The sequence below is a fragment of the Roseitalea sp. MMSF_3546 genome, from assembly GCF_030732865.1.
Taxonomy (GTDB): domain Bacteria; phylum Pseudomonadota; class Alphaproteobacteria; order Rhizobiales; family Rhizobiaceae; genus Roseitalea.
The window spans coordinates 75,776-98,897 of record NZ_JASHKB010000013.1; the positions used below are offsets into that span (position 1 = coordinate 75,776).

20 protein-coding genes are annotated in these 23,122 nt (G+C 68.4%); 8 read left to right on the forward strand and 12 right to left on the reverse strand.

Annotated elements, in window-relative coordinates; genetic code table 11:
- Nucleotides 1–48: 48 nt before the first annotated feature.
- Together RBB34_RS11950 and RBB34_RS11955 are read right to left on the reverse strand one after the other, a co-directional pair.
- On the reverse strand, nucleotides 49–1,098 hold the full coding sequence (locus RBB34_RS11950; protein ID WP_306119455.1) for a permease: 1,050 nt from the start codon (nucleotides 1,096–1,098) through the stop codon (nucleotides 49–51).
- The gene (locus RBB34_RS11955) at nucleotides 1,095–1,406 is read right to left on the reverse strand and encodes a metalloregulator ArsR/SmtB family transcription factor (protein WP_306119456.1); all 312 of its coding nucleotides are present in this window, start codon (nucleotides 1,404–1,406) and stop codon (nucleotides 1,095–1,097) included. Before RBB34_RS11955 ends, RBB34_RS11950 begins: the two co-directional genes overlap by 4 nt.
- A gap of 158 nt (nucleotides 1,407–1,564) precedes the next feature.
- On the opposite strand from RBB34_RS11955, the gene guaB reads away from it, so the two are divergent.
- Nucleotides 1,565–3,067 (forward strand): IMP dehydrogenase, encoded by a 1,503-nt coding sequence (gene guaB / locus RBB34_RS11960; protein ID WP_306119457.1) that lies wholly within the window; start codon nucleotides 1,565–1,567, stop codon nucleotides 3,065–3,067.
- A 36-nt stretch (nucleotides 3,068–3,103) separates the two neighbouring features.
- Here guaB and RBB34_RS11965 read toward each other — a convergent pair whose 3' ends face one another.
- Entirely contained in the window at nucleotides 3,104–4,003 is a 900-nt protein-coding gene (locus RBB34_RS11965; RefSeq protein WP_306119458.1) for a hypothetical protein, read from the reverse strand.
- Nucleotides 4,004–4,503: 500 nt separating this feature from the next.
- Nucleotides 4,504–5,064 (reverse strand): DUF2269 family protein, encoded by a 561-nt coding sequence (locus RBB34_RS11970; RefSeq protein ID WP_306119459.1) that lies wholly within the window; start codon nucleotides 5,062–5,064, stop codon nucleotides 4,504–4,506.
- Nucleotides 5,065–5,315: 251 nt separating this feature from the next.
- On the opposite strand from RBB34_RS11970, the gene katG reads away from it, so the two are divergent.
- Together katG and RBB34_RS11980 are read left to right on the forward strand one after the other, a co-directional pair.
- Complete coding sequence (gene katG, locus RBB34_RS11975; protein WP_306119460.1) at nucleotides 5,316–7,529, forward strand: catalase/peroxidase HPI; 2,214 nt, start codon at nucleotides 5,316–5,318, stop codon at nucleotides 7,527–7,529.
- A 74-nt stretch (nucleotides 7,530–7,603) separates the two neighbouring features.
- Complete coding sequence (locus tag RBB34_RS11980) at nucleotides 7,604–7,912, forward strand: monooxygenase (protein ID WP_306119461.1); 309 nt, start codon at nucleotides 7,604–7,606, stop codon at nucleotides 7,910–7,912.
- Nucleotides 7,913–7,938: 26 nt separating this feature from the next.
- Here RBB34_RS11980 and nagA read toward each other — a convergent pair whose 3' ends face one another.
- Nucleotides 7,939–9,036, reverse strand: coding sequence for an N-acetylglucosamine-6-phosphate deacetylase (nagA, locus tag RBB34_RS11985; protein WP_306119462.1), 1,098 nt, complete (start codon nucleotides 9,034–9,036; stop codon nucleotides 7,939–7,941).
- A gap of 142 nt (nucleotides 9,037–9,178) precedes the next feature.
- Here nagA and RBB34_RS11990 point away from each other — a divergent pair, with 142 nt between their 5' ends.
- Nucleotides 9,179–10,651: a protein adenylyltransferase SelO gene (locus RBB34_RS11990; protein ID WP_306119463.1), complete on the forward strand. Its 1,473-nt coding sequence runs from the start codon at nucleotides 9,179–9,181 to the stop codon at nucleotides 10,649–10,651.
- A 67-nt stretch (nucleotides 10,652–10,718) separates the two neighbouring features.
- Here RBB34_RS11990 and RBB34_RS11995 read toward each other — a convergent pair whose 3' ends face one another.
- Nucleotides 10,719–11,069: a TIGR01244 family sulfur transferase gene (locus RBB34_RS11995; protein WP_306119464.1), complete on the reverse strand. Its 351-nt coding sequence runs from the start codon at nucleotides 11,067–11,069 to the stop codon at nucleotides 10,719–10,721.
- Nucleotides 11,070–11,133: 64 nt separating this feature from the next.
- A complete protein-coding gene (locus tag RBB34_RS12000) occupies nucleotides 11,134–12,198 on the reverse strand; it encodes a TRAP transporter substrate-binding protein (protein ID WP_306119465.1) in 1,065 nt (354 codons plus the stop codon).
- Between the two features lie 120 nt (nucleotides 12,199–12,318).
- Between RBB34_RS12000 and mutL the strand changes: the two genes are divergently transcribed.
- Nucleotides 12,319–14,121, forward strand: coding sequence for a DNA mismatch repair endonuclease MutL (mutL, locus tag RBB34_RS12005; RefSeq protein WP_306119482.1), 1,803 nt, complete (start codon nucleotides 12,319–12,321; stop codon nucleotides 14,119–14,121).
- A gap of 20 nt (nucleotides 14,122–14,141) precedes the next feature.
- Nucleotides 14,142–14,363, forward strand: a complete 222-nt coding sequence (locus RBB34_RS12010; RefSeq protein WP_306119466.1) for a DUF2093 domain-containing protein — start codon at nucleotides 14,142–14,144, stop codon at nucleotides 14,361–14,363.
- 11 nt (nucleotides 14,364–14,374) lie between these two features.
- On the opposite strand, the gene lpxK is transcribed toward RBB34_RS12010, so the two are convergent.
- The 5 genes from lpxK to RBB34_RS12035 form a co-directional block, all read right to left on the reverse strand.
- Nucleotides 14,375–15,409, reverse strand: a complete 1,035-nt coding sequence (gene lpxK, locus RBB34_RS12015) for a tetraacyldisaccharide 4'-kinase (protein ID WP_306119467.1) — start codon at nucleotides 15,407–15,409, stop codon at nucleotides 14,375–14,377.
- Complete coding sequence (gene waaA, locus RBB34_RS12020) at nucleotides 15,396–16,775, reverse strand: lipid IV(A) 3-deoxy-D-manno-octulosonic acid transferase (protein WP_306119468.1); 1,380 nt, start codon at nucleotides 16,773–16,775, stop codon at nucleotides 15,396–15,398. Before waaA ends, lpxK begins: the two co-directional genes overlap by 14 nt.
- Nucleotides 16,776–17,079: 304 nt before the next feature.
- On the reverse strand, nucleotides 17,080–17,316 hold the full coding sequence (locus tag RBB34_RS12025) for a DUF4170 domain-containing protein (protein WP_306119469.1): 237 nt from the start codon (nucleotides 17,314–17,316) through the stop codon (nucleotides 17,080–17,082).
- Nucleotides 17,317–17,372: 56 nt separating this feature from the next.
- Nucleotides 17,373–18,179 carry a 3'(2'),5'-bisphosphate nucleotidase CysQ gene (locus RBB34_RS12030; protein ID WP_306119470.1) on the reverse strand — a complete coding sequence of 269 codons (807 nt, stop codon included), beginning with the start codon at nucleotides 18,177–18,179 and terminating at the stop codon, nucleotides 17,373–17,375.
- A 17-nt stretch (nucleotides 18,180–18,196) separates the two neighbouring features.
- A complete protein-coding gene (locus tag RBB34_RS12035; protein WP_306119471.1) occupies nucleotides 18,197–19,534 on the reverse strand; it encodes a TldD/PmbA family protein in 1,338 nt (445 codons plus the stop codon).
- Nucleotides 19,535–19,828: 294 nt separating this feature from the next.
- On the opposite strand from RBB34_RS12035, the gene RBB34_RS12040 reads away from it, so the two are divergent.
- Together RBB34_RS12040 and RBB34_RS12045 are read left to right on the forward strand one after the other, a co-directional pair.
- Nucleotides 19,829–21,661: a monovalent cation:proton antiporter-2 (CPA2) family protein gene (locus RBB34_RS12040; protein ID WP_306119472.1), complete on the forward strand. Its 1,833-nt coding sequence runs from the start codon at nucleotides 19,829–19,831 to the stop codon at nucleotides 21,659–21,661.
- Nucleotides 21,662–21,686: 25 nt separating this feature from the next.
- Entirely contained in the window at nucleotides 21,687–23,105 is a 1,419-nt protein-coding gene (locus tag RBB34_RS12045) for an MATE family efflux transporter (protein ID WP_306119473.1), read from the forward strand.
- Nucleotides 23,106–23,122: the final 17 nt, after the last annotated feature.

A 23,122-nucleotide genomic window follows, 5' to 3' on the forward strand; every position in this document is an offset into this window, starting at 1 on the left:
TGGGCCGGGTGTCTGCGATGGCCCGAAACCCGCCGCACCTCCACCGCCTCACACCACCATCTGAAAAATCACGCCCGAGACGATCGCGCCGGTCACGCCCAGCGTCAGATAGGTCGCGAACACCGGCGCGCGCACCAGCGACCAGACCGCGGCCATTGCGGGGATCGAGCTGACCGCGCCGGCGATCAGGAACGCCATCGCCGCGCCGTCGCTCATGCCCTGTTCGGTCAGGCCAGCCAGCAGCGGCGGGGCGACATAGGAGTTGAGGTAGGCGGGCATGCCGACCAGCGCCGAGACGACGATCGGCCCGAGCCCCTCGCCGCCGACGAGGCCGGCGATCAGCGAGGCGGGCACATAGGTCACCAGCAGCGCTTCGAGCACGTAGGCCAGCGCCAGCCATTGCGCGAGGAAGGCGGCGTTGGCGCGCAGTTCGGCGCTGAAGATGTCGGTCCGGTGCCCCTCGGCCCAGAACCGCCAGACGGGCCGGCCGTCGAACGGCGAGGGGCCGCAGCCGCAGCCCTTGCGCACGGTGCCGCGCGAAACGGACGCGAACAGGCCGCCCGCCGTCAGCGCCTTGACGATGAACCCGCCCGCCAGCCCGAGGCCGACCGCGGCGACCGCCTTGCCGATCGCGAACGGCCAGCCCAGCGCGGCGGCGGTGATCAGCAGCGTCGGCGGGTCGATCAGCGGCGAGGCCAGCCAGAACGCCATGATCGCCGACAGCGGCGCGCCGACCGCGAGCAGCCCGGCGATGAACGGGATCACCTCGCACGAGCAGAACGGGGCCAGCCCGCCGAACAGGGCGGCCAGCACGATGGCGCGGGTCTCGCGCCCCTCAAAGGCGCGGCCGATGGCCGCTTCCGCGCCGGCCGCCTTCAGCCAGGCGATCAGGATCACCGCAAAGGCGATATAGGGCAGGGTGTTCAGGAAGGCGCTCGCCGCGAACGCCACGATCGCGTCGAACCGTCCCGGATCGGCGAAGGAGACGATCAGCGGAACCGCCACGACGATCGCCCAGGGCGTCGCCAGCACGGCGAGCGGATTGGTGGTGCGGGCCGATGCGGGCGGCGTGCCGCTTGCCTGGTCGAGGGTGCTCATGCCGCGTTTTCCTCGTTGGCGGCGCTGTCGGCGCAGCATTCCTCGAGCAGATAGCCGCCGAGGCGCTCGAGATGGTCGAACCGGGCGCGGTTGAACACCGACCGGCCCTGCCGCTCCTGTTCGATCAGGCCGGCCGAAGCCAGAAATCGCAGATGGTGGGCGAGCGTCGAGGCGGCCATCGCCGTGCGCGCCTGAATATCGCCCACGGTCAGGCCTTGCGGGCCGGCCTTGACCAGCAGCAGCAACACCTCGAGGCGCGGCTCCGAGCCGATCGCGGCAAAGCCCTGGGCGGCCTGTTCGATGTCCATCGCAAGCTCCTATAAAACTATATTTCTAGTTATATCGTGATGAAACCCGTGTCAATCGGCGCGATGGCCCTTTTGCGATCGTGCCGGCCGTGATACGGGCCACTGCCAACGTGACCGGGCGGCGCGGCACTTCGCGCGCCCACAGGCGGGATTTCGCGATGGCGACCATCATTCAATCGGCCAGCGGCGATTATGCCCTGACCTTCGACGACGTGCTGCTGCAGCCCGGCGCCTCGGCGGTGCTGCCCACCGACACCGACATCCGCACCACCATCGCGGCGGACATCGAACTGTCCCTGCCGATCGTGTCGGCGGCGATGGATACGGTCACCGAATCGCGCCTGGCCATCGCCATGGCGCAGGCCGGCGGCATCGGCATCATCCACCGCAATCTCGATGCCGACGAGCAGGCCGAAGAGGTTCGCCAGGTCAAGAAGTTCGAAAGCGGCATGGTGGTCAACCCGGTCGTCATCGGGCCGGACGCCACGCTCGCCGACGCCAAGGCGCTGATGCGGGCGCATCGCATTTCGGGCATTCCCGTGGTCGAGGAGGCCGGCATCGGCAGCCAGAAGCCGGGCCGGCTGGTCGGCATATTGACCAATCGCGATGTGCGCTTTGCGTCCGATCCCGACCAGAAGGTGCGCGAGTTGATGACGCACGACAACCTGGTCACCGTGCGCGAGAATGTCGAGCAGGACGAGGCCAAGCGGCTCTTGCATCAGCACCGCATCGAAAAGCTGCTGGTGGTCGATCAGCGCGGCTTCTGCGTCGGCCTGATCACCGTCAAGGACATGGAAAAGGCCCAGCTCAACCCGCATGCGGCCAAGGATGCCGCCGGCCGGTTGCGCGTGGGCGCCGCCGTCAGCGTCGGCGAGGACGCCATCGCCCGCGCCGAGCGGCTGATCGACGCCGGCGTCGACCTGATCGTCGTCGACACCGCCCACGGCCATTCGGCGCGGGTCATCGAAACGGTCGGCAAGGTCAAGACGCTGTCCAACGCGGTGCGCATCATCGCCGGCAATGTCGCCACCGCGGAGGGCACCAAGGCGCTGGTCGATGCGGGTGCCGACGCGGTCAAGGTCGGCATCGGGCCGGGCTCGATCTGCACCACGCGCGTCGTCGCCGGCGTCGGCGTGCCGCAGTTCACCGCCGTGCTGGCGGCGGCCGAGGAGGGTGCCCGGCACGGCGTTCCGGTGATCGCCGATGGCGGCATCAAGCTTTCGGGCGACATGGCCAAGGCGCTGGCCGCCGGCGCCTCGGCCGTCATGGTCGGCTCGGTGCTGGCAGGCACCGACGAGAGCCCCGGCGAGGTCTATCTGCATCAGGGACGGTCCTACAAGGCCTATCGCGGCATGGGCTCGGTCGGCGCGATGGCGCGCGGCTCGGCCGACCGCTATTTCCAGGCCGAGGTCCGCGATACGCTCAAGCTGGTGCCCGAGGGCATCGAGGGCCAGGTGCCCTACAAGGGACCGGTCGCCGGCGTTCTGCACCAGATGGCCGGCGGCCTGCGCGCGGCGATGGGCTATGTCGGCGCCGCCAGCCTTGCCGAATTCCGCGACCGGGCGACCTTCGTGCGCATCACCAATTCGGGCCTGCGCGAAAGCCACGCCCATGGCGTGTCGATCACCCGCGAAAGCCCGAACTATCCGGGCGGGGCGTGAGGGGGTTGCCGGCGCCTGGGCCGTGCGGCGCCGGCTTCATCGTGCGCCGACCGAGTCGAGGAACGCCTCGCGCGTCATGCATTCGGCCGTCGTGTCCAATATCGATTGGTAGTCGCCGGTTTCGACGGCCGCCATCACCGCGGCACGACGTTGGCGCGGGATGCTTTTCAGGAACAGGCCATCGCTCGTTTCGCGATCGCCGAAGGTGAATTCGCGCACGGCGGCGCCCTCGGCGAACAGACGGGTGCGACGTTCGACCAGATAGAGCGCAACGTCCGGATTGAGTGCGAAGAACGCATCCAGACCCAGTTCGCGATGCTGCTGTGTGGCTCCGATGACGGTGTCCACCAGCCTTGGAACCTCATAGCGCATCACCAGCGGGATCATCTCCTTGACGATCTGCCGAAGCTCCGGATCGACAACGCGCCCGGACCATCGTCCACACCAGACCGGCAATCCGCTGTTGATGTCCAGCCATTCCAGCGGCAGCGGGTACAGCCGGTCCAGGATCGGATTGGCAAAATGGCATCCGAGCACGACGACATAGGTTGTCAAGCCGATGTCTTCGAGCCAGGTCCGGCGCCATTCGGCGTCGTCCTGAGCGCCGCTGAAATGCGGATGTTGCCTTATGTAGGCTTCGATCAGAACATCGGTCCTCTTGCCGCAATCCTCGGACGGCACATCGAGCACGGACATCTGCGTGTTCCAGTCGAGCGCGGAAAAGGGAGTTGCCGGAAAGGCCGCGAGATGGGGGCGGCCATGGGCTGGCTCGGCACGAAAGGGCGCCGCCTGGGCAAGCTGGATCAAGACCGCCAGGGCGACCGCCGTCGCACCGAGGCATCGAGAACTTATCCAACCAAATCGGAGGTGTGAGAGCATCGGCTGAACCCCAAGCAGACCGTCGATGGACGCTAGCACAACCGAACTCAAAGCCAACCGATGCCGCGGCCCCGCCGGTATGATCGACCGATGGCACCGCGAACTTCCGCAGACGCATAGCGCCTCGCGCGCTGCACGAAGAGCGTTGCGGCGCGCTGGAGACGAGGTGCGTCGTCTCGAAAGGCGCCTCAAGCGTCTCGAGGTGGCAGCGGCCGCAGCGGCCTCTGGCGGCCGCGTCGCCCCACCCGGTTGGCCCAGAGCCGGCGCCGCTGGTGCCAGCATCGCTGCGCGCGCAGATTTGGCCTTGGCACGCAATCAGTTGGCGCAAGCAAAGATCGCAGAACTGCGCGCGGAAATCGAGCGTGACGCACGTATGCACAATGAGGAAACAATGCGATCCGACATCAATGGCGCGCGGGCTGAACGGCGCCGATTGAACTGTCCCCACTGAATCGGACCGTCACTCCGATTCGTCTGAATTGGCTAGTCAAACCGCGACGTTAGTTCGGCTTCTCCCATCATCGCCATCCGCCCGGCTGTCCGCGCCAGGCCGGCCCTCACGCCGCCTTGCGGATGCCGTTCGCCTCGGTCGGCTGTGCCGCGCCGGGTTCGGCGTTCCGATGGGCTGCCGGTCGCGCCCGCGCCTGTCTGCGCCGCGCGAAAATGGGCCGCCAGACGCCGAGCACCACATTGGCCACCGACAGCGCCATGACCGTCCACAGCGCCGCCCATTCATAGGCGAGTTCGGTCTCGAGCGCGGCGGCCAGCGCTTCGCCCCGTGCGATGCGTTCGGCCAGGGCGGCCGTGTAGTTGGCCTCGGCGACGATCACCGTCAGCACGCCCTTGAACATCAATATGCCCATCGCCGCCTTCAGCCACACCCAGCCCTTGTCGGCGAACGGTGCATGCACGGACATCGCCAGAAGGCCCGAGACCAGCGCGACGCCCAGCGAGGGCACCAGCACCCAGGTGCTGACCGCCGATATCGTCTGGCGCATGTCGGCATAGGCGCCCGGCGTATCCTGCGGCGCAACCAGCAGGATCACCATAATGGCGCCCAGCCCGCCGATCAGCCCGCACGAGCCGAGCGTGTGGAGGATCTTCAGTGTCTTGCGCATTGGCGTGGCATCCCTGACTTGCGGCGACCCGGTCCGGCTGGGCAGTCTGCCGGCCCGGCCGGGGCGATGCAAGCGTCGTTGCCGGATGCGGCAGTTCGCAAGGCGGTGCTCTGGCCCCAGCGCACCGGGCAGCCCTGCGCCGTCGGGTCGCACCGTCTGTTTTTAGAAGCGTTCCAAAAATTGCTTGGCTTTCCCCCGCCGATTTCCCATAACGGCGCCATACCAATCCATGGACGCGATCGGAGGAAACGATGGACGCAATCGTTGAAAAGTCAGGCAAGTGTCCCGTCATGCACGGGGCCACCAATTTCGCGGTCCGCACCAACAGCGACTGGTGGCCGAACCAGCTCAACCTGCGGATCTTGCACCAGAACACCGCGCTGTCGAACCCGATGGCGCCCGGCTTCGACTATGCCGAAGCCTTCGGCAAGCTCGATCTCGCCGCGGTCAAGGCGGACCTGCATGCGCTGATGACCGACAGCCAGGACTGGTGGCCGGCCGATTACGGCCACTATGGCGGCCTGTTCATCCGCATGGCCTGGCACTCGGCCGGCACCTACCGTATCGCCGACGGGCGCGGCGGCGCCGGCTCGGGCACGCAGCGATTCGCCCCGCTCAACTCCTGGCCCGACAATGGCAATCTCGACAAGGCGCGCCGGCTGCTCTGGCCGATCAAGAAGAAATACGGCAACGCCCTGTCCTGGGCCGATCTTATGATCCTGGCCGGCAATGTCGCCATCGAATCCATGGGCGGCAGGACGTTCGGCTTCGGCGGCGGCCGCGAGGACGTCTACGAGCCCGAGGAGGACATCTACTGGGGCAAGGAAGACGAATGGCTCGCCACCACCGACCATGAGCAGAGCCGCTATTCGGGCGACCGCGAACTGGAAAACCCGCTCGCGGCCGTGCAGATGGGCCTGATCTACGTCAATCCCGAGGGCCCGGACGGCAATCCCGACCCGCTCGCCTCGGCCCATGACATTCGCGAGACGTTCGCGCGCATGGCCATGGACGACTACGAGACGGTCGCGCTGACCGCCGGCGGACATACCTTCGGCAAGACCCATGGCGCCGGCGACGTTGCCCATGTCGGCCCCGAGCCCGAGGCCGCGCCGCTCGAGGCGATGGGCTTTGGCTGGCTGTCCACCCATGGCAGCGGCAAGGGCCGCGACACCATCACCTCGGGGCTGGAAGGCGCCTGGACGCCGAACCCGATCCGCTGGGACATGGGCTATTTCGATGTCCTGTTCAAATATGAGTGGGAGCTGACCAAGAGCCCGGCCGGCGCATGGCAGTGGACGCCCAAGGACCTGGCGCCCGAGGACATGGCGCCCGACCCCGAAGACCCCTCAGGGCGCGTGCCGATCATCATGTCGACCGCCGACATGGCGATGCGCATGGACCCCGACTACGAGAAGATCTCGCGCCACTTCCATCAGAACCCGGACGAATTCGCCGACGCCTTCGCCCGCGCCTGGTTCAAGCTCACGCATCGCGACATGGGGCCCAAATCGCGCTATCTCGGCCCCGAAGTGCCGGCAGAAGACCTCATCTGGCAGGACCCGGTGCCAGCGGTGGACCACGCGCTGGTCGATGAGGCCGACATTGCCGATCTGAAGGCGAAGATCCTCGCTTCGGGCCTGAGCGTGGCCGAACTGGTCCAGACGGCCTGGGCTTCGGCATCCACGTTCCGCGGCTCGGACAAGCGCGGTGGCGCCAATGGCGCCCGCATTCGCCTGGCCCCACAGAAGGACTGGGAGGCCAACCAGCCCGAGCAGCTCGCAAGGGTGCTGCAGACGCTCGAAGCGATCAAGACGGCGTTCGATGCCGATGCGACCGGCGGCAAGAAGATTTCGCTCGCCGATCTGATCGTGCTGGGCGGCTGCGCGGCCATCGAGAAGGCGGCGAAGGATGCCGGCCGCAACGTCACCGTGCCGTTCGCGCCGGGGCGCACCGATGCCACCGAGGCGCAGACCGACGCGGACTCCTTTGCCGTGCTCGAGCCGGAGGCCGACGGCTTCCGCAACTACATGAAGACCAAATACACCGTGCCCGCCGAGGAAATGCTCGTCGACAAGGCCCAGCTTCTCACGCTCACCGCCCCGGAGATGACGGCGCTCGTCGGCGGCATGCGGGTGATCGGCGGCAACCATGGCGGCACGCCCCACGGCGTCTTCACCGACAGGCCGGGGCAGTTGACCAACGACTTCTTCGTCAACCTGACCGACATGGGCACCCAGTGGGTGCCGGTGGACGGCTCGGACGATCTGTTCGAGGGTCGCGACCGCGCCTCGGGCGAGGTCAAGTGGACCGGTACGCGCGTCGATCTGGTGTTCGGCTCGAACTCGCAATTGCGTGCCCTGGCCGAGGTCTACGCCCAGGACGATGCGGCCGACAAGTTCGTCGACGACTTCGTCGCCGCCTGGACCAAGGTGATGAACGCCGATCGCTTCGACCTGAACTGATCGACACACATCCGTTGCCGGCGCGGGCCACGATCTCGCGCCGGCCGTTTGACGACCACATCGGGAGAAGCAAGATGGCGATCACGCTGGTTCAGGTCGACTTTCCCCATCAGGGGCCATGGGGCGATGAGATGGCGCAGGCCATGGAAGGGCTGGCGCAGTCGATCGCCGCAGAACCGGGCTTTGTCTTCAAGTACTGGACGGAAAATCGCGACCAGGGCCGTGCCGGCGGCGTCTACGGCTTTGCCGGCCGACCCGAGGCCGAGGCCTATCTGGCAATGCACAGCGAACGGCTGAAGGGCTTTGGCTATTCGGACATTCGCGGCATGATCTTCGAGGTCAACGAGACGCTCTCGAGGATCGACAACGCGCCGGTTCTCTAGCGCGGCACAGCCCGCGCGGTAATACTCTAGCCCGCGTTCTCGAGCGGCCGGCCGCGCAGAAAGACGCCCGACAGCGCCAGGTCGCGATCGAGCACCACCAGGTCGGCCAACGCTCCGGTGGCGATCCGCCCGCGGTCGGCGAGCCCGAGATAGTCCGCCGCGATGGTCGATGTCCGCGCGCTCGCCTCGGCCACCGACAGCCCGATCGAGACGAGGTTGGTGAACGCCTCGAACATGGTCAGGCTCGAGCCGGCCAGCGTGCCGTCGGCGAGCCGCACGCCATTGCCGCATTTGCGCACGGCCTGCGCGCCGAGCCGGTAGTCGCCATCGGGCATGCCCGCGGCGGCGGTCGCGTCGGTCACCGCGTAAAGGCCGGGGATGGCCCGCAGCGCCGCGCGGATCGCGCCGGGATGAACGTGCAAGAGGTCCGGGATCAGTTCGGCATGGGATGCATGCGCCAGCGCCGCGCCGACAATCCCCGGCGCCCGGTGATGGAGCGGCGACATGGCGTTGAACATATGGGTGACGCCGTGCCGGCCGCTGTCGAAGCAGCGCGCCGCCGTCTCGTAGTCGCAGGACGAATGGCCGATCTGCACGCGCACCCCGCGGCCCGAAAGATGGCGCGTCATGGCGCCGTCGGGATCGGCCTCGGGCGCGCAGGTGACGACCCGGATCGGCGCGATCGCCATCAGCCGGTCGATCAGCGCGATGTCGCCGTCCACGACGAAGTCCGGCTGCGCGCCGAGCTTGTCGCGGCTGATGAAGGGGCCTTCCAGATGCACGGCTGCGATCGCCGCCGCTTCGGGCTCCGGCGCCGCCATCGCCTCGGCCACGGCGCCCAGCGCCGCCTCGATGTCGCCAAGGGGCGCGGTCATGGTCGTGGCCAGCCATGCGGTCGTCCCGCTCTGCGCATGCTGCCGGGCAATGGTGCGCGGCGCATCGCCCGCCTCCATCACGTCCGCGCCGCCACCGCCATGGCAGTGCAGGTCGACGAAGCCGGGCAGCACGGTCCGGTCGCCGACGCGCCCGGTTTCCTCGATCCGCGCAATGCGTCCGTCCTCGATTTCGATGCGCGCCGGCCGCAGCCGGCCCTCGATCAGCACCTGCCCGTCAATGGCCGTCATAGGTTCACCAATCCGCCAATTCGCGTCGGCCGGTGCTTACACGCATGGCCGGCCCGCTGTCACGGCATTTGCCCGGCGCGCGCGCGACGATGTGAAGACGCGCCGCTGGCAAAGCGGAGTGTTCATGTCTAGATTTGCGCCCATGACCGTTCATTTTGACAACAGCTACGCCCAGCTTCCCCAGCGCTTCTACACGCTGCAGGCTCCGGTGCCCGTCAAGGCCCCGACGCTGATCCGGCTCAACGCCGAACTGGCCGACGAACTGGGCCTTGACGCGTCCTGGCTTGCCTCGCCCGACGGCGTGGCCATGCTGGCCGGCAACCGGTTCCCCGAAACGGCAAGGCCGCTCTCGATGGCCTATGCCGGACACCAGTTCGGCAATTTCGTGCCGCAGCTTGGCGATGGCCGCGCCTTGCTGATCGGCGAGGTCGTCGACCGCAACGGCCGACGCCGCGACATCCAGCTCAAGGGATCGGGACCCACGCCCTGGTCTCGCCGCGGCGACGGCCGGGCGGCGCTCGGCCCGGTTCTGCGCGAATACATCGTCTCCGAGGCCATGGCCGCGCTTGGCGTACCGACGACCCGCGCGCTTGCCGCGGTGACGACCGGCGAGCACGTGCTGCGCGAGGACCGGCTGCCCGGCGGCGTGCTGACGCGCGTGGCAGGCAGCCATATCCGCGTCGGCACGTTCCAGTATTTCTACGCAAGGGGCGATGTCGAGGCGCTGCGCACGCTGGCCGACCATGTCATCGACCGGCACGACCCGGCCGCGCGCCAGACCGACAATCCCTATGCCGCCATGCTGGCCGCCGTGATCGAGCGCCAGGCGCAACTCATCGCCGCCTGGCTCGGCATCGGCTTCATCCATGGCGTGATGAACACCGACAACACGACGCTGTCGGGCGAGACAATCGATTACGGGCCCTGCGCCTTCATGGACGCGTACGATCCCGGCGCGGTCTACAGCTCCATCGACCAGTTCGGCCGCTATGCCTATGGCAACCAGCCGCAGATCGGCCAATGGAACCTGGCCAATCTCGCCCAGTCGCTGGTGCCGTTGCTGGCCGACGAGGAGGCGGCGGCCGTCGAGGTGGCAAAGGGCCTGCTCGACGCCTATCCCGACGCTTTCGAGACGGCCTATGAGACAATCCTGCGCGCCAAGCTCGGCCTTGCCGAACGTCAGCCCGGCGATCTGGCGCTCGCCAAGGCCCTGCTCGCGCTCATGGCCGAGGACGGCGCCGACTTTACCAACGCCTTCCGTGCATTGTCGGCGCTGTCGGCCGCGCCGACGGGCGCGGACGAGGGCTTCGTGGCGCACTTCTCCAACGCCGATGCCGCCCGTTCATGGCTCGATGACTGGCGCGCCCGCCTTGGCGGAGAGGGCAGGGGCGACGCCGACCGCATCGTGGCCATGAAGGCGAGCAATCCGGCGATCATCCCGCGCAACCACCGGGTCGAGGAGGCGATATCGGACGCCTATGACGGCAGGCTCGGGACCTTCGGCGCACTGGTCGACGAACTGGCGAACCCGTTCGCCGACCGCGGCCCGGACGATCCACTGGTCAGTCCGCCCGAGCCACACCAAGTGGTGCATCGCACGTTCTGCGGAACGTGAGCGCCGGCGCGCTCGGCCCGTCCCGTACAGCCCGCCCGCTCGGCCCTTCCCGCTCGGCCCTTCCCGCTCAGTCCTTGGCGATCTCGTAGAGCTTGGCCGAGCGGGCGCCGGAGCGGCAATAGGCCAGGATCGGCCCGTCCAGTTCATCGAGCGCGGCGCGCATGGCCTGGACATTGTCCGGCGTGATGCCGACCTGGTTGGAGACCGGAACGTAGCGCACGGTCATGCCGGCGGCTTCGGCGGCGGCGCGGATCGGCTCGTATTGCGGCTCGGCCGGCGCTTCGCCATCGGGGCGGTTGCAGATCAGCCCCTTGTAGCCGGCCTCGGCGACGGCCGTCATCTGATCGGGGTGAAGCTGCCCGGTGACGGCGAACCCGTCATCGATCGGCCTGGTTTCGGGCATGGTGTTGGTCGACATGGTGGCTTGGTCCTTTCCGATGGCCCTTCTTGGCATATAAGCGGATGCGAATACAACCACCCAGCTAGTTCGTCGCGCTGTATTTTTCGATAGCCGAGCGTGCCTTTTCGAGGAGCGCGGCGCCGTCGATGCCCCTTTCATCCATCTCGGCGATCCAGGCGTCGATGACCGGCGCCGCCGCCGCCTGCCAGCGGGCCAGCTCCTCGCCTTCGATGCGCACGATCGTGTTGCCGCGATCGGTGGCGATCTTGCGCGCCGGCGCGTCGAACTGTTCCATCACCGCGCCCCAGGCGCCGGACAGCTCGCCGCCCGAATTGGCGTCGATCACCGCCTTCAGATCGTCGGGCAGGCGCTCATAGCTGCGCTTGTTCATCGCCAGGATGAAGGCGGCGGTATAGAACATCGTCTCGCCGCCGAACTCGGTGTGGGTTTCGGTCAATTCGGCAACGCGCAGCGAGGGTGTCACCTCCCAGGGCACCACGGCGCCATCGATGACGCCCTTTGACAGCGATTCGGGGATGGCCGGCACCGGCATGCCGATCGCCGTCGCCCCCAACTCGCCCAGCAGCTTGTTGGTGACCCGCGTCGGCGCGCGCAGCTTGAGCCGCGCCATGTTGTCGAGCGACCGGACGCCTTCGCCCTTGGCATGGATGACGCCGGGGCCGTGCACCCAGGTCGCGATCATGTGGTAGTCGCGGAAGTCGGTGTCCTTCATTTCGGTTTCGAACACCTCCCAGAAGGCACGCGAGGTCGCCTCGGCCGACGTGCCCGTGAACGGCAGTTCGAACACCTCCACCCGCGGGAACAGACCGGGCGTGTAGCCGGGCAGGGTGTAGACGAGGTCGACCACGCCGTCGCGCACCTGCGAGACCAGTTCCGTGGGGCGGCCGCCCAGCGCCATCGCCGAATAGATCTCGATCGCGATGCGCCCGTCCGATTCGGCCTCGATCTTCTCGGCCCAGGGCTCCAGAAGCTGGGCGGGAACCGTCGATTGCGGCGGCAGGAACTGGTGCAGCCGCAACGTCACGTCCTGGCCGGACGCTGCCGCCACCGTGCCGAGCATTGCCAGCGCGGCGAGCGCCGCAGCGCCCGCCACCCTCGCCGCGGCCCGATTCCTGCCAGTTGCCATCGCTGCGCACTCCCTGCCATGTCGACGCCGCCGACATTAGCTGTGGCACTTTCATAATCAAGCCGTCTGCGACCGCGGCGCCCCATTGGGCAGGCGGGCGCATTGGCCTATCATGCGGCCATGGCAATCCGTCGTCTCCAGGAGGTCGTGGTCAACCGGATCGCCGCCGGCGAGGTCGTCGAGCGGCCGGCCTCCGTCGTCAAGGAACTGGTCGAGAACGCCATCGACGCGGGCGCCCGGCGCATCGACATCGCCACCGCCGGCGGCGGCAAGGCGCTGATTCGCGTCATCGACGACGGCCATGGCATGGCGGCGGCGGAACTGGCGCTTGCGGTGTCGCGTCATTGCACCTCCAAGCTCGAGGGCGGGCTCGATGCCATCGCAACGCTCGGCTTTCGCGGCGAGGCGCTGCCCTCGATCGGCTCGGTGGCGCACCTGTCGCTGCGCTCGCGGCGCCATGACGGCGGCGACGGCGCCGAGATCGTCGTCGACGGCGGCGCGGTGGGCGGGCCGCGCCCGGCCGCCTGCAATCCGGGCACGCGCGTCCAGGTGCGCGATCTGTTCCTTGCAACGCCGGCCCGGCTGAAGTTCCTGAAGACCGACCGCGCCGAGAACGCGGCGATCACCGACGTTGTCCGCCGCATCGCGCTGGCCTGCCCGCGAGTCGCCTTTGCGCTGTCCGGGCCGGATCGCGCCACGCTGGATCTGCCGGCGACGGTCGAGCCGGCGCAGCGCATCGCCCAGGTGATGGGCGCGGACTTCATCGACAACGCGCTCGACATCGCGGCCGAGCGCGAGGGCGTGCGCCTTTGGGGGTTCGTCAGCCTGCCCAGCTATCACCGCGGCGCGGCGAGCATGCAGTTCGTCCATGTCAACGGCCGGCCCGTGCGCGACCGCCAGCTGCTGGGCGCGCTGCGCGGCGGATATGCCGATTTCCTGGCCCGCGACCGGCATCCGCTGGCCGCGCTCTTCATCGAGATCGATCCGGCTCTGGTCGACGTCAACGTCCACCCGGCCAAGGCCGATGTGCGCTTTCGCGATCCGGGTCTGGTGCGCGGGCTGATCGTCGGCGCGGTGCGCCAGGCGCTCACGCAAACGGGCCTGCGCCCCTCGACCGGCGATGCCGGGCGGCTCGCCGCCGCCTTCGTGCCCGGCGACGCCGCCGCGCCGCAACGGCCGGCCTTTGCCAATGGCGGCGGGGCAAGCCCGCCCGCCGGCTGGCAGGCCCCGTTCGATGGCGGCGGCTTTGCCGAGACCGGTCAGGCCCCGCTCGTCGATGCCGGCCCGTCGGCACGCGCCGCTACGGGCGATGATGACGGTCCGGCCCGCAGCCATCGGCTGGGCGCGGCGCGCGCGCAGATCCATGCGACCTACATCCTCGCCCAGACCGCCGATTCGCTGGTGCTCGTCGACCAGCATGCCGCCCATGAGCGTCTGGTCTACGAGGCGCTCAAGACGGCCATGGCCGACCGCGAACTGCCCGCGCAGATGCTGCTGGTTCCCGAGATCGTCGACCTTGACCCGGACCGCGCCGCGGCGCTGTGCGGTGAGGCCGAAACGCTCGCCCGCTTCGGCCTTGTCATCGAGCCCTTCGGCCCCGGCGCCGTCGCGGTGCGCGGCACGCCGGCCATGCTCGGCGAAACCGATGCGGCCGGCCTTGTGCGCGATCTCGCCGACACGCTGGAGCCCGCTGGCGGCGGCGATGGCGCGGCCGATCCCCTGCACGCCCGGCTCGCGGCGGTCGCCTCGACCATGGCCTGCCACGGCTCGGTGCGTGCCGGCCGGGTCATGCGCCCCGAGGAAATGAACGCGCTGCTGCGCCAGATGGAGGCGACGCCCGGCGCCGGCACCTGCAATCACGGCCGGCCGACCTTCATCGAACTCAAGCGCGCCGATATTGAAAAGCTGTTCGGCCGGCGCTAAGTCATGCCATCGAGAGCGCCATGAACATTCACGACATTCCCCATTCCAGCGAGGCCCGGGTCCGGTTCCTCGACGCCGATTTCCGGGTGATCACGCCGGGCACCTTCGTGCGTTGCGCGATCACCGGCAAGCCGATCCCGATCGACGAGTTGCGCTACTGGAGCGTCGAGCGCCAGCAGGCCTATGTCGATGTGCACGCCTCGCTGGAGGCCGAGCGCCGCGCCGGCCGGCTGCCCGCCTGAGGCCGGTCCCGCTACCGCCCGTTGACCCGCCGCTCCCGATAGCCCGCCAGCGTCGCATCGATGATCGCAGCAAGGCTCGCCGCGCTCTCGAAGACAAGGCGCACCGGCACGGCATGGGACAGCGCGCGCAGTTCGGCGAGCGGGCCTTCCGAATAGCTCAGCCGGACCTGGTCCTTGTGCGTGGTCACAAGCCCCAGCCGGTCGTCCTCGGCCGCCGCGAGCAGGCTTCTTGCATCCTGTTCGGTGAACATGTGGTGATCGCCGAAGCTGCGCCGCGCGATGATCCTCAGGCCCAGTTCCTCGACGCTGGAAAAGAACTTGTTTGGATCGCCGATGCCGCAATAGGCGAGCACGCGCTTGTGGCGCAGGCCCTTGGGTTTTTGCGGCACCAGCGCGGCATGCAGGATCGGTTTGGCCGCCTGCGCCGCCACGCGAACGGCGCGTCCGGCGGCGGCGCCCTCGCCGATGCAGATCACCTGGTCGGCCAGCCGCATCTGGTCGCGCAGCGGCGCGCGCAGCGGACCGGCCGGGATCACCCGGCCATTGCCGATGCCGCGGCGCGCATCGATCGTGATCAGAGCATGGTCGATGTGCACGGACCGGCTCTGGAACCCGTCATCCATGATGATGAAATTGGCGCCCGCATCGATCAGCGCCCGCGCGCTTCGGGCCCTGTCGGCGCCGATCGCGGTGGGTGCGGCGCGCGCGAGCAGCAGCGCCTCGTCGCCCACCGAACGCGCGATGTCGTTTTCCGCGTCGACGATGTGCGTGCGCGCATGCGTGCCGCCATAGCCGCGCGAGACGAATCCCGGCCTGAGCCCGCGCGCCGACACCGCCTCGGCGATGGCGAGCGCGGTCGGGGTCTTGCCGGTACCGCCGACGGTCAGATTGCCGACGCAAAGGACCGGCGCGGCCACGGCCGATGGCCGGGCGCGGTCCATGCGGCGCAGCGCCAGCCGGCCATAACCCCAGGCAAGCGGCGCGAGCAGCCGGGCCTGCAGACCCGGCTCCCGATACCAGAAGGGCGGCGCCTCATTGCCAGCCATGGCCGGAAGAGCCCGAAGCCGCCTGCGCCTGGCGCGGATCGGGCGGCAGGGACTGATGCTGCGCACCGGCGAGGCTGGCCTCGACGAGCAGCGGCTGCACGAACGGGCTCAGCGTCGCCCAGGTACGTTCCAGCGCGCCCTCCATGTCGGCGACGACGCCCTGGCCCGCCTTGGCCATGGCGCTGCACAGCGCCTTGTTGCCGAGCATGTGGTTGACCGCCTTGGCCAGCCCGCGATCGTCCTCGATCACGCGCGCCGCCCGGGCCTCGTGGAACTTGGCGTAGATTTCCTCGAAATTGGAAAGGTTCGGACCGGTCAGCACGGCGCAGCCCAGCATGGCCGGCTCGAGCGGGTTCTGCCCGCCATCGGCGGTCAGCGACCGGCCGACGAAGGCGATCTCGCCCATGCGCAGGTAAAGGCCCATCTCGCCGATCGTATCGCCCAGGAAGATGTCGGTATCGGCGCCGGGCAGCGTGTCGCGCGTGCGCCGCGCCACGCGCAGGTCGAGCCGGTTGAGCATCTCGACGATCTCGTCGCCGCGCGCCGGATGGCGCGGCACGATCACCGTCAGCAGTTGCGGCCAAAGCTTCTTGAGCGCCCGGTGCACGCGCGCCGCCGCCACTTCCTCGCCCTCATGGGTGGATATGGCGAGCCACACCGGTCGGGAGGTCACGCGCCGCTCCATCTCCCTGATCAGCCCGGGGTCGACCGGGGGCAGCGGCACGTCCGCCTTCAGATTGCCCGACACGCTCACCGGCCGCGCGCCGAGCGTCAGGAAGCGCTCGGCGTCGACCTCGGTCTGCGCGGCGACATGGGCGAAGTTCTCGAACAGCGATTCGGCCAGCGACATCCGTCTCTGCCAGCGCCGGAACGAGCGGTCCGACATGCGCCCGTTGATGAGCACCTGCGGAATGCGGCGCGCGCCCAGTTCGAGGATCGTCATCGGCCAGATTTCCGATTCGGCGAACACCGCCAGATCCGGTTTCCAGTATTGCAGGAAGCGGCTCACCGCCGGCTTGAGGTCGAGCGGCACATATTGGTGCAGCACGCTGTCGCCGAAGCGTTCGCTGGCCAGCGCCGCCGAGGTCACCGTGCCGGTGGTCAGGACCACGTTGATGTGGTGCGATCGCAGCCGGTGGATCAGCGCGGCCACCGCGCCGGTTTCGCCGACCGAGACCGCGTGCACCCAGACCAGCGGCCCCGGCGGCCGGGCCACCGAGGGCTTGCCGTAGCGCTCGCCGCGCCGCTCGTGCTGTTCCTTGCCGCGCGTGGCGCGCATTGCGACATAAACGCCGATGAGCGGATAGGCGGCCGCGCCCGCCCAGCGATAGGCCTGCAGCGCGGTGCGCGCCCAACGCTCACTCATCGGTCAGGGTCCGGTGCAAGTCGGTGTGTCCATCAGATGTCTTCGTCGCCCGCCCCGGACCGCAGAACGCGCCGCCGGACAAGGGATCCAAGCATTGCCAGCGGATCATGGCGACATATGGTTCTCGTCTTCGCTGTCTTGTTATGCGCAACATCTTCCGGTTGCAGAACCGCAGGCCGCCGCGTTTGCAGTCGCCTCGACACGAAACGGATCAAGACGCCAATTCGATTTCAGTTTCAGGGATTTGTGCACCGATTGCAAGCGCACTCATGGGTCTGGCCGCCGGACATGCGACCGCCTCCGGCTAGGTGTCGTCCGGTTCGAGCAGGCGGTGCAGGTGAACGACGAAATAGCGCATATGGGCATTGTCGACGGTCTGCTGCGCCTTGGCCCGCCACGCCTCGACCGCCTTGGCGTAATTGGGGTAGATACCGACGATATCGAGCGCCTCCAGATCGCGAAAGCGCACCGCATCGGGCGATTCCAGTTCGCCGCCGAACACCAGATGAAGCAGTTGCCGGTCCTGATCGCTCTCTGACATGGCTGTCGTCCTCGCGCCCCTTGAGACAATCGTCGATCGCACGCCGATCAGCCCACCTAACCCACTGCCTGGCCGGCCACAACTCCCAACATCGTCCGATGCAGCAAGGGATGGCACGCCACCATGACATCCTTTTGCGGATCGCGCCCGTTCAGGGCGAGCGGTGCGCCGTCGGCATCGGTCAGAAGCCCGCCCGCCTCGTGCACGATCAGGTCGGCGGCGGCGACATCCCAATCGGCCGAGGACGGCTTGACGAAGCTGGCATCCATGTCGCCGCGCGCAACCATGGCCAGCCTGTAGGCGAGCGAGGGAACATGGGTGTGGCGCTTGACGGCCAGGCCCGTCTGCGTGGCGAGCCGGTCCACCAGCCCGCGAGGGCCGCCGATCAGCGCCGGATCGCGCGGCGGCCGGACCGCGATCGGCGCGCCGTTGCACTCCGCGCCGCCGCCCCTGACCGCCTTGATCGTCTCGCCCAGGGCTGGGCATTCGAGCACGCCCGCCACCGGCCGGCCGGACTCGACCAGCGCCACCGACACGCACCAGATCTCGTGTGCCTCGATGAAGGCTCGCGTGCCGTCGATGGGGTCGGCGATGAAGGTGCGCGGCGCGCCCATGCGGCCGGCAATGTCCGTGTCCGGGGTCTCCTCGGACAGCCAGCCATAGCCCGGCCGCGCCCCCAGCAGCGTCTCGCGCAGAAAGGCGTCGACGGCGAAGTCGGCCCTGGTGACGGGCGATTCCCCGTCCTTCAGGCGCACGTCGAGATCGCGGCCGCCGAAATAGCGCATGGCCATGACGCCGGCCTCGTGCGCGATGGCGCCGATCAGCGCCAGTTCGTCCTCGAGCGGCGGCAGCTCCCGTGTCATGGGCTCGTGCCGACCGATCACGTGCCTGCCAGCGTCATCGCTTCGATGACGAGCGTCGGCGCGGCCGTGGCGAAATTGCGGTCGATGTCGCTGGCCGGGATCATCGCCTTGAACATGTCCCTGAGATTGCCGGCGATGGTGACTTCCGAGACCGGATGGGTCAGTTCGCCCTTTTCGATCCAGAAGCCCGACGCGCCGCGGCTGTATTCGCCCGTCACCAGATTGACGCCCTGGCCGAACACCTCGGTGACGTAAAAGCCGGTGCCGACATCGCCGATCAGGTCCCGTGGCGTCCGCGGTCCGGGTTCGAGCGAAAGGTTTGTCGAGCCGGCATTGACCTGCGTGCCCGAGCGCACGCCACGGCCATTGGTTTGAAGGCCCAGTTCGCGCCCCAGCGCGGTCGACAGGAACCATTGTTTCAGAACGCCGTCCTCGACCATGGTCAGCGGCTCGGCGGCCACGCCCTCGCCGTCGAACAGGCGCGAGCCCGCCCCGCGCGGCCGCTTGGGATCGTCGATCACGGTCACCGCCGGATTGGCGATCGCCTCGCCCATGGCGTTGTGCAGGAAGGTCGACTTGCGCGCCACCGCCGCGCCATTGATCGCCCCGGACAGATGGCCGAGCATGGAGCGCGCCACGCGCGGGTCGAGCACCGCCGTCACGCGCCCGGTCGGCATGCGGCGCGGGTTCAGCCGGCGCACCGTACGCTCGCCCGCCTTGCGCCCGATGGCCTCAGGCGCCTCCAGATCGGCGAAATGGGTGCGGCTGGAGAACTCGTAATCGCGCTCCATCGCCGTGCCCTCGCCGGCGATCACCGCCACCGAGCGGCCAAAGCGCGTGCCCTGATAAGCGCCCGAAAAGCCATGCGAGGTGACCAGGACGAAGCCTGCGAGACCGGCCGAGGCGCTGCCACCGGAAGACTTCGTCACGCCTTCGACGCCAAGCGCCGCCGCCTCGGTAGCCAGCGCGTCCTCGGTCAGCTGCGCGGCGGAAACCTCGGTTGCGTCGTAAAGGTCGAGATCGGGCCAGTCCCTTGCCAGCCTGTCGGGGTCGGCAAGGCCGGCATAGGGATCGACCGGCGAGACCCTCGCCATGGCGACGGCACGTTCGGCCAGCGCGGTGGCATCGGCCGAGGCCGCCGCCGAAACGCTGGCAACGCGCTGGCCGACGAACACACGCAGCGACATGTCATCGCTTTCCGATGCGTCGGTGCCCTCGACCGCGCCGTTGCGCACCGTCACTGCGCGCGAGCGCGAGCGCACCGTAACCGCGTCGGCGGCATCCGCGCCGGCCGTCTTGGCCGCCTCGACCAGCCGCGTTGCGCGGTCGAGCAGAAGTTGGGTGTGTTCGTCCATGGGTGTCGGTTCCGTTTGGAGGTCGGTCGGCATGCCGGGTTCGGCGATTGGGGACGCCTGCCCGGCAGCGGCATGGCTCGCCTTCATCTATTGCGCCGGCGGGGTCGCATCAAGGTTGCGCGGGGCCGCCGTCAGCCTGCCGCTCATCGCGCCGTCATCTTCCCTTCTTGCGCATATGCACCCATTTGTTGCGTTCCTCGCCCGATGCGCCGACGATCGCACGGGCCGGGCGCAGACGGAACGGGCAAAGGCCCGCATTGCCTGGCGTGCCGGATTGATCTACGGGACAACACCATGGCGGGCGCAACGACAGCGGGGTTCTACAACGAGGCGATCCTGCTTCTAGGCGGCGCCGTTGTCGCGGCCCCGCTCTTCAAGCGCCTCGGGCTGGGCACGGTGCTGGGCTATCTGTCCGCCGGCATCGTCATCGGCCCGGTGCTGGGTCTGTTCGCCGACGCCGAGGCCATATTCCAGGTCGCCGAATTCGGCGTGGTGCTTCTTCTGTTCGTCATTGGGCTGGAGCTCAAACCGCAGCGATTATGGTCGATGCGCAAGGCGATCTTCGGCCTTGGCCTGTCGCAGGTGGCGATCACCGGCCTGGTGCTGTGCGCGCTCGGTGTGGCGCTGGGCGGGCTCGACTTTTCCGCCGCGATCGTGATCGGCTTCGGACTGGCGCTGTCATCGACGGCCTTTGCGCTGCAGATTCTGGAAGAACGCGGCGAGATGAGCCGGCCGCACGGCCAGACCTCCTTTGCCATCCTCCTGTTCCAGGATCTGGCGATCGTCCCGCTTCTGGCGCTCGTCCCGCTTTTCGCGCCGGCCGGGCTCGACGCGGACGACATGAGCCTGCTCGACTTCGCGCTCGCCATCGGCGCCGTCGCCGCGCTCATCGCCGCTGGCCGCTACCTGCTCAATCCGCTGTTCCGGATCATCGGCAACACCGGCGCGCGCGAGGCGATGATCGCCACCGCGCTGTTCGTGGTGCTGGCCTCGGCCATGCTGATGCAGGTGGTGGGCCTATCCATGGCGATGGGCGCCTTCATCGCCGGCGTCATGCTCGCCGAATCCTCCTATCGTCACGAACTGGAGGCCGATATCGAGCCCTTCCGCGGGCTTCTGCTGGGCCTTTTCTTCATGGCCATCGGGATGAGCCTCGATCTGGGCGTTCTGGCGCGCGACTGGCTGGCGATCGTGCTGGCCGTGCCCGTTCTGATGGTCGTCAAGGCGGCCATCATCTATGCGCTGGTGCGCCTGTTCGGCGGCGCGCATGCCGTCGCGGTGCGCACGGCGCTCGTGCTGCCGCAGGGCGGCGAGTTCGCCTTCGTGATGTTCTCGGCCGCCACCGCGCTCGGCATTTTCGATGCGCGGACCGCATCGATGCTGATCGCCATCGTCACGGTCTCCATGGCGCTCACGCCGGTCACCGTCGCCCTTTGCCCCTATCTGATCCCCGATGAGGGTCCCGAGGAGATGGAGGAGGATTTCGACGGCGCCGAGGGCGCCGACGTGCTGATGATCGGGTTTTCGCGCTTCGGCCAGATCGCCTCGCAGATCCTTTTGTCGGGCGGCTCGGACGTCACCATCATCGATCATTCCGCCGACCGCGTGCGCTCGGCGCAGAGATTCGGCTTCCGCATCTATTTCGGCGACGGTACGCGCAAGGAGGTGCTCGAGGCGGCCGGCATCCGCCATGCCAAGATCGTCGCCGTGACCACCCACAAGAAGGAGATCACCGACCGCATCGTCGATCTGATCCAGCGCGACTACCCGGAGGTGCGCCTGTTCGTGCGCGCTTACGACCGCGCTCACACGCTGGAACTGCGGGCCCGCAATGTCGAGTACGAGCTGCGCGAGACCTTCGAGTCCGGGCTCGTCTTCGGCGCGCGCACGCTGCACGGCCTGGGCGTTCCCGAGGACATCGCGGTCCGCATCCGCGACGAGGTGCGCAAGCGCGACGAGGAGCGCCTGCGCATTCAGGCGGTCGACGGCATCTATGCCGGCGGCGACATGCTGCACACCAAGCCGGTCACGCCAGAGCCGCTGACAAAGCCGCAGCGCGAGGCCAGGATCATCAACACCGGCGAGACAGCATCGGACCCCCAGGCCCGGCCGCAAGAGGCCGAATGACCCAGCGTTGCGGACAGCGGCGGCCATGAGCGCGCGCGCCGAAAAGGCCAAGTTCCTCACCGGGCCGACCATGGGCCATGTCGTCACCATGACCGCCACCGGCTCGATCGGGCTGGTTGCGATCTTCGTCGTCGACGCGCTCAACCTGTTCTACATCTCGCTGCTCGGCCAGCAGGAGCTGGCCGCCGCGATCGGCTATGCCGGGACCTTGATGTTCTTTGCCATATCGGTCGCCATCGGCATGACGATCGCGGCCAGCGCGCTTGTCGCGCGGGCCCTTGGCGAGGGCGATCGCGAGCGCGCCGCCAGAAACGGCGGCGCCGCGCTGATCTATATCGGCGCGGTCATGACGCTGATCTCGGCGCTGATCTGGCCCAATCTCGACGTGCTGACCGGTCTTCTGGGCGCCCGAGGCGAGACGCTCGACATCGCGGTCGGTTTCCTGCAGATCGTCGTGCCGGCCATGCCGGCGGTCGCCATCGGCATGGGCGCGGCCGCCATCTTGCGTGCCGTCGGCGATGCCAGGCGAGCCATGTATGTCACGCTCATCGGCGGCGCCGTCAGCGCCGTGCTCGACCCGATCCTCATCTTCGGCTTCGATCTGGGCGTGACCGGCGCGGCCATCGCCACGGTCTTCTCGCGCCTTGCCATCCTGGCGATCGGCCTGCACGGCGCGATCGTCGTCCACGACCTGGTGCGAATGCCCGATGTCCATGCCTTGCGCGCCGTTGCCGGCCCGTTCTTCTACATCGCCGGCCCGGCGGTGATGACCCAGCTCGCCACCCCCGTCGGCAATGCCTATGTCACCGCGCAGATTGCCCAGTTCGGCGACGATGCCGTTGCCGGCTGGGCGGTGATCGGCCGGCTGATCCCGGTCGCCTTCGGTGCCATCTTCGCGCTGTCGGGCGCTGTCGGGCCGATTCTTGCGCAGAATCTGGGTGCGCGACAGTATCCGCGGCTGCGCTCGACCATGCGTGACGCGCTGATCTTCACCATGGTCTATGTCTTGGTGGTGTACGCCATTCTGGCGCTGTTTTCCGTGCAGATCGCCGATCTGTTCGGTGCGACCGGCCAGGCCCGTGACCTGATCGTCTTCTTCTGCGTGCTGGCATCGCTGAGCTTCTTCTTCAACGGCGCGCTGTTCGTTGCCAATGCCGCCTTCAACAATCTGGGGTTTCCGCTGCATTCGACGCTGTTCAACTGGGGCCGGTCGACGCTGGGCGTCATTCCCTTCGTGTGGGCCGGCGCGCAGTGGTTCGGTGCAATGGGCGTGGTCGCCGGCTGGGCGCTGGGCGCGGTGATCTTCGGCGTCGCCTCGGTGATCGTGTGCTTCCGCGTGATCGCCACCATCGAGGATCGCGACCGCGGCGAACCGCCCATCGGCCCGTTTCCGCCGGCCGCCCATTCGCCCTTCACCAGCGCCAAGGGCGCCACGGCGGGCTGATGGGCCGATCGTGGCGG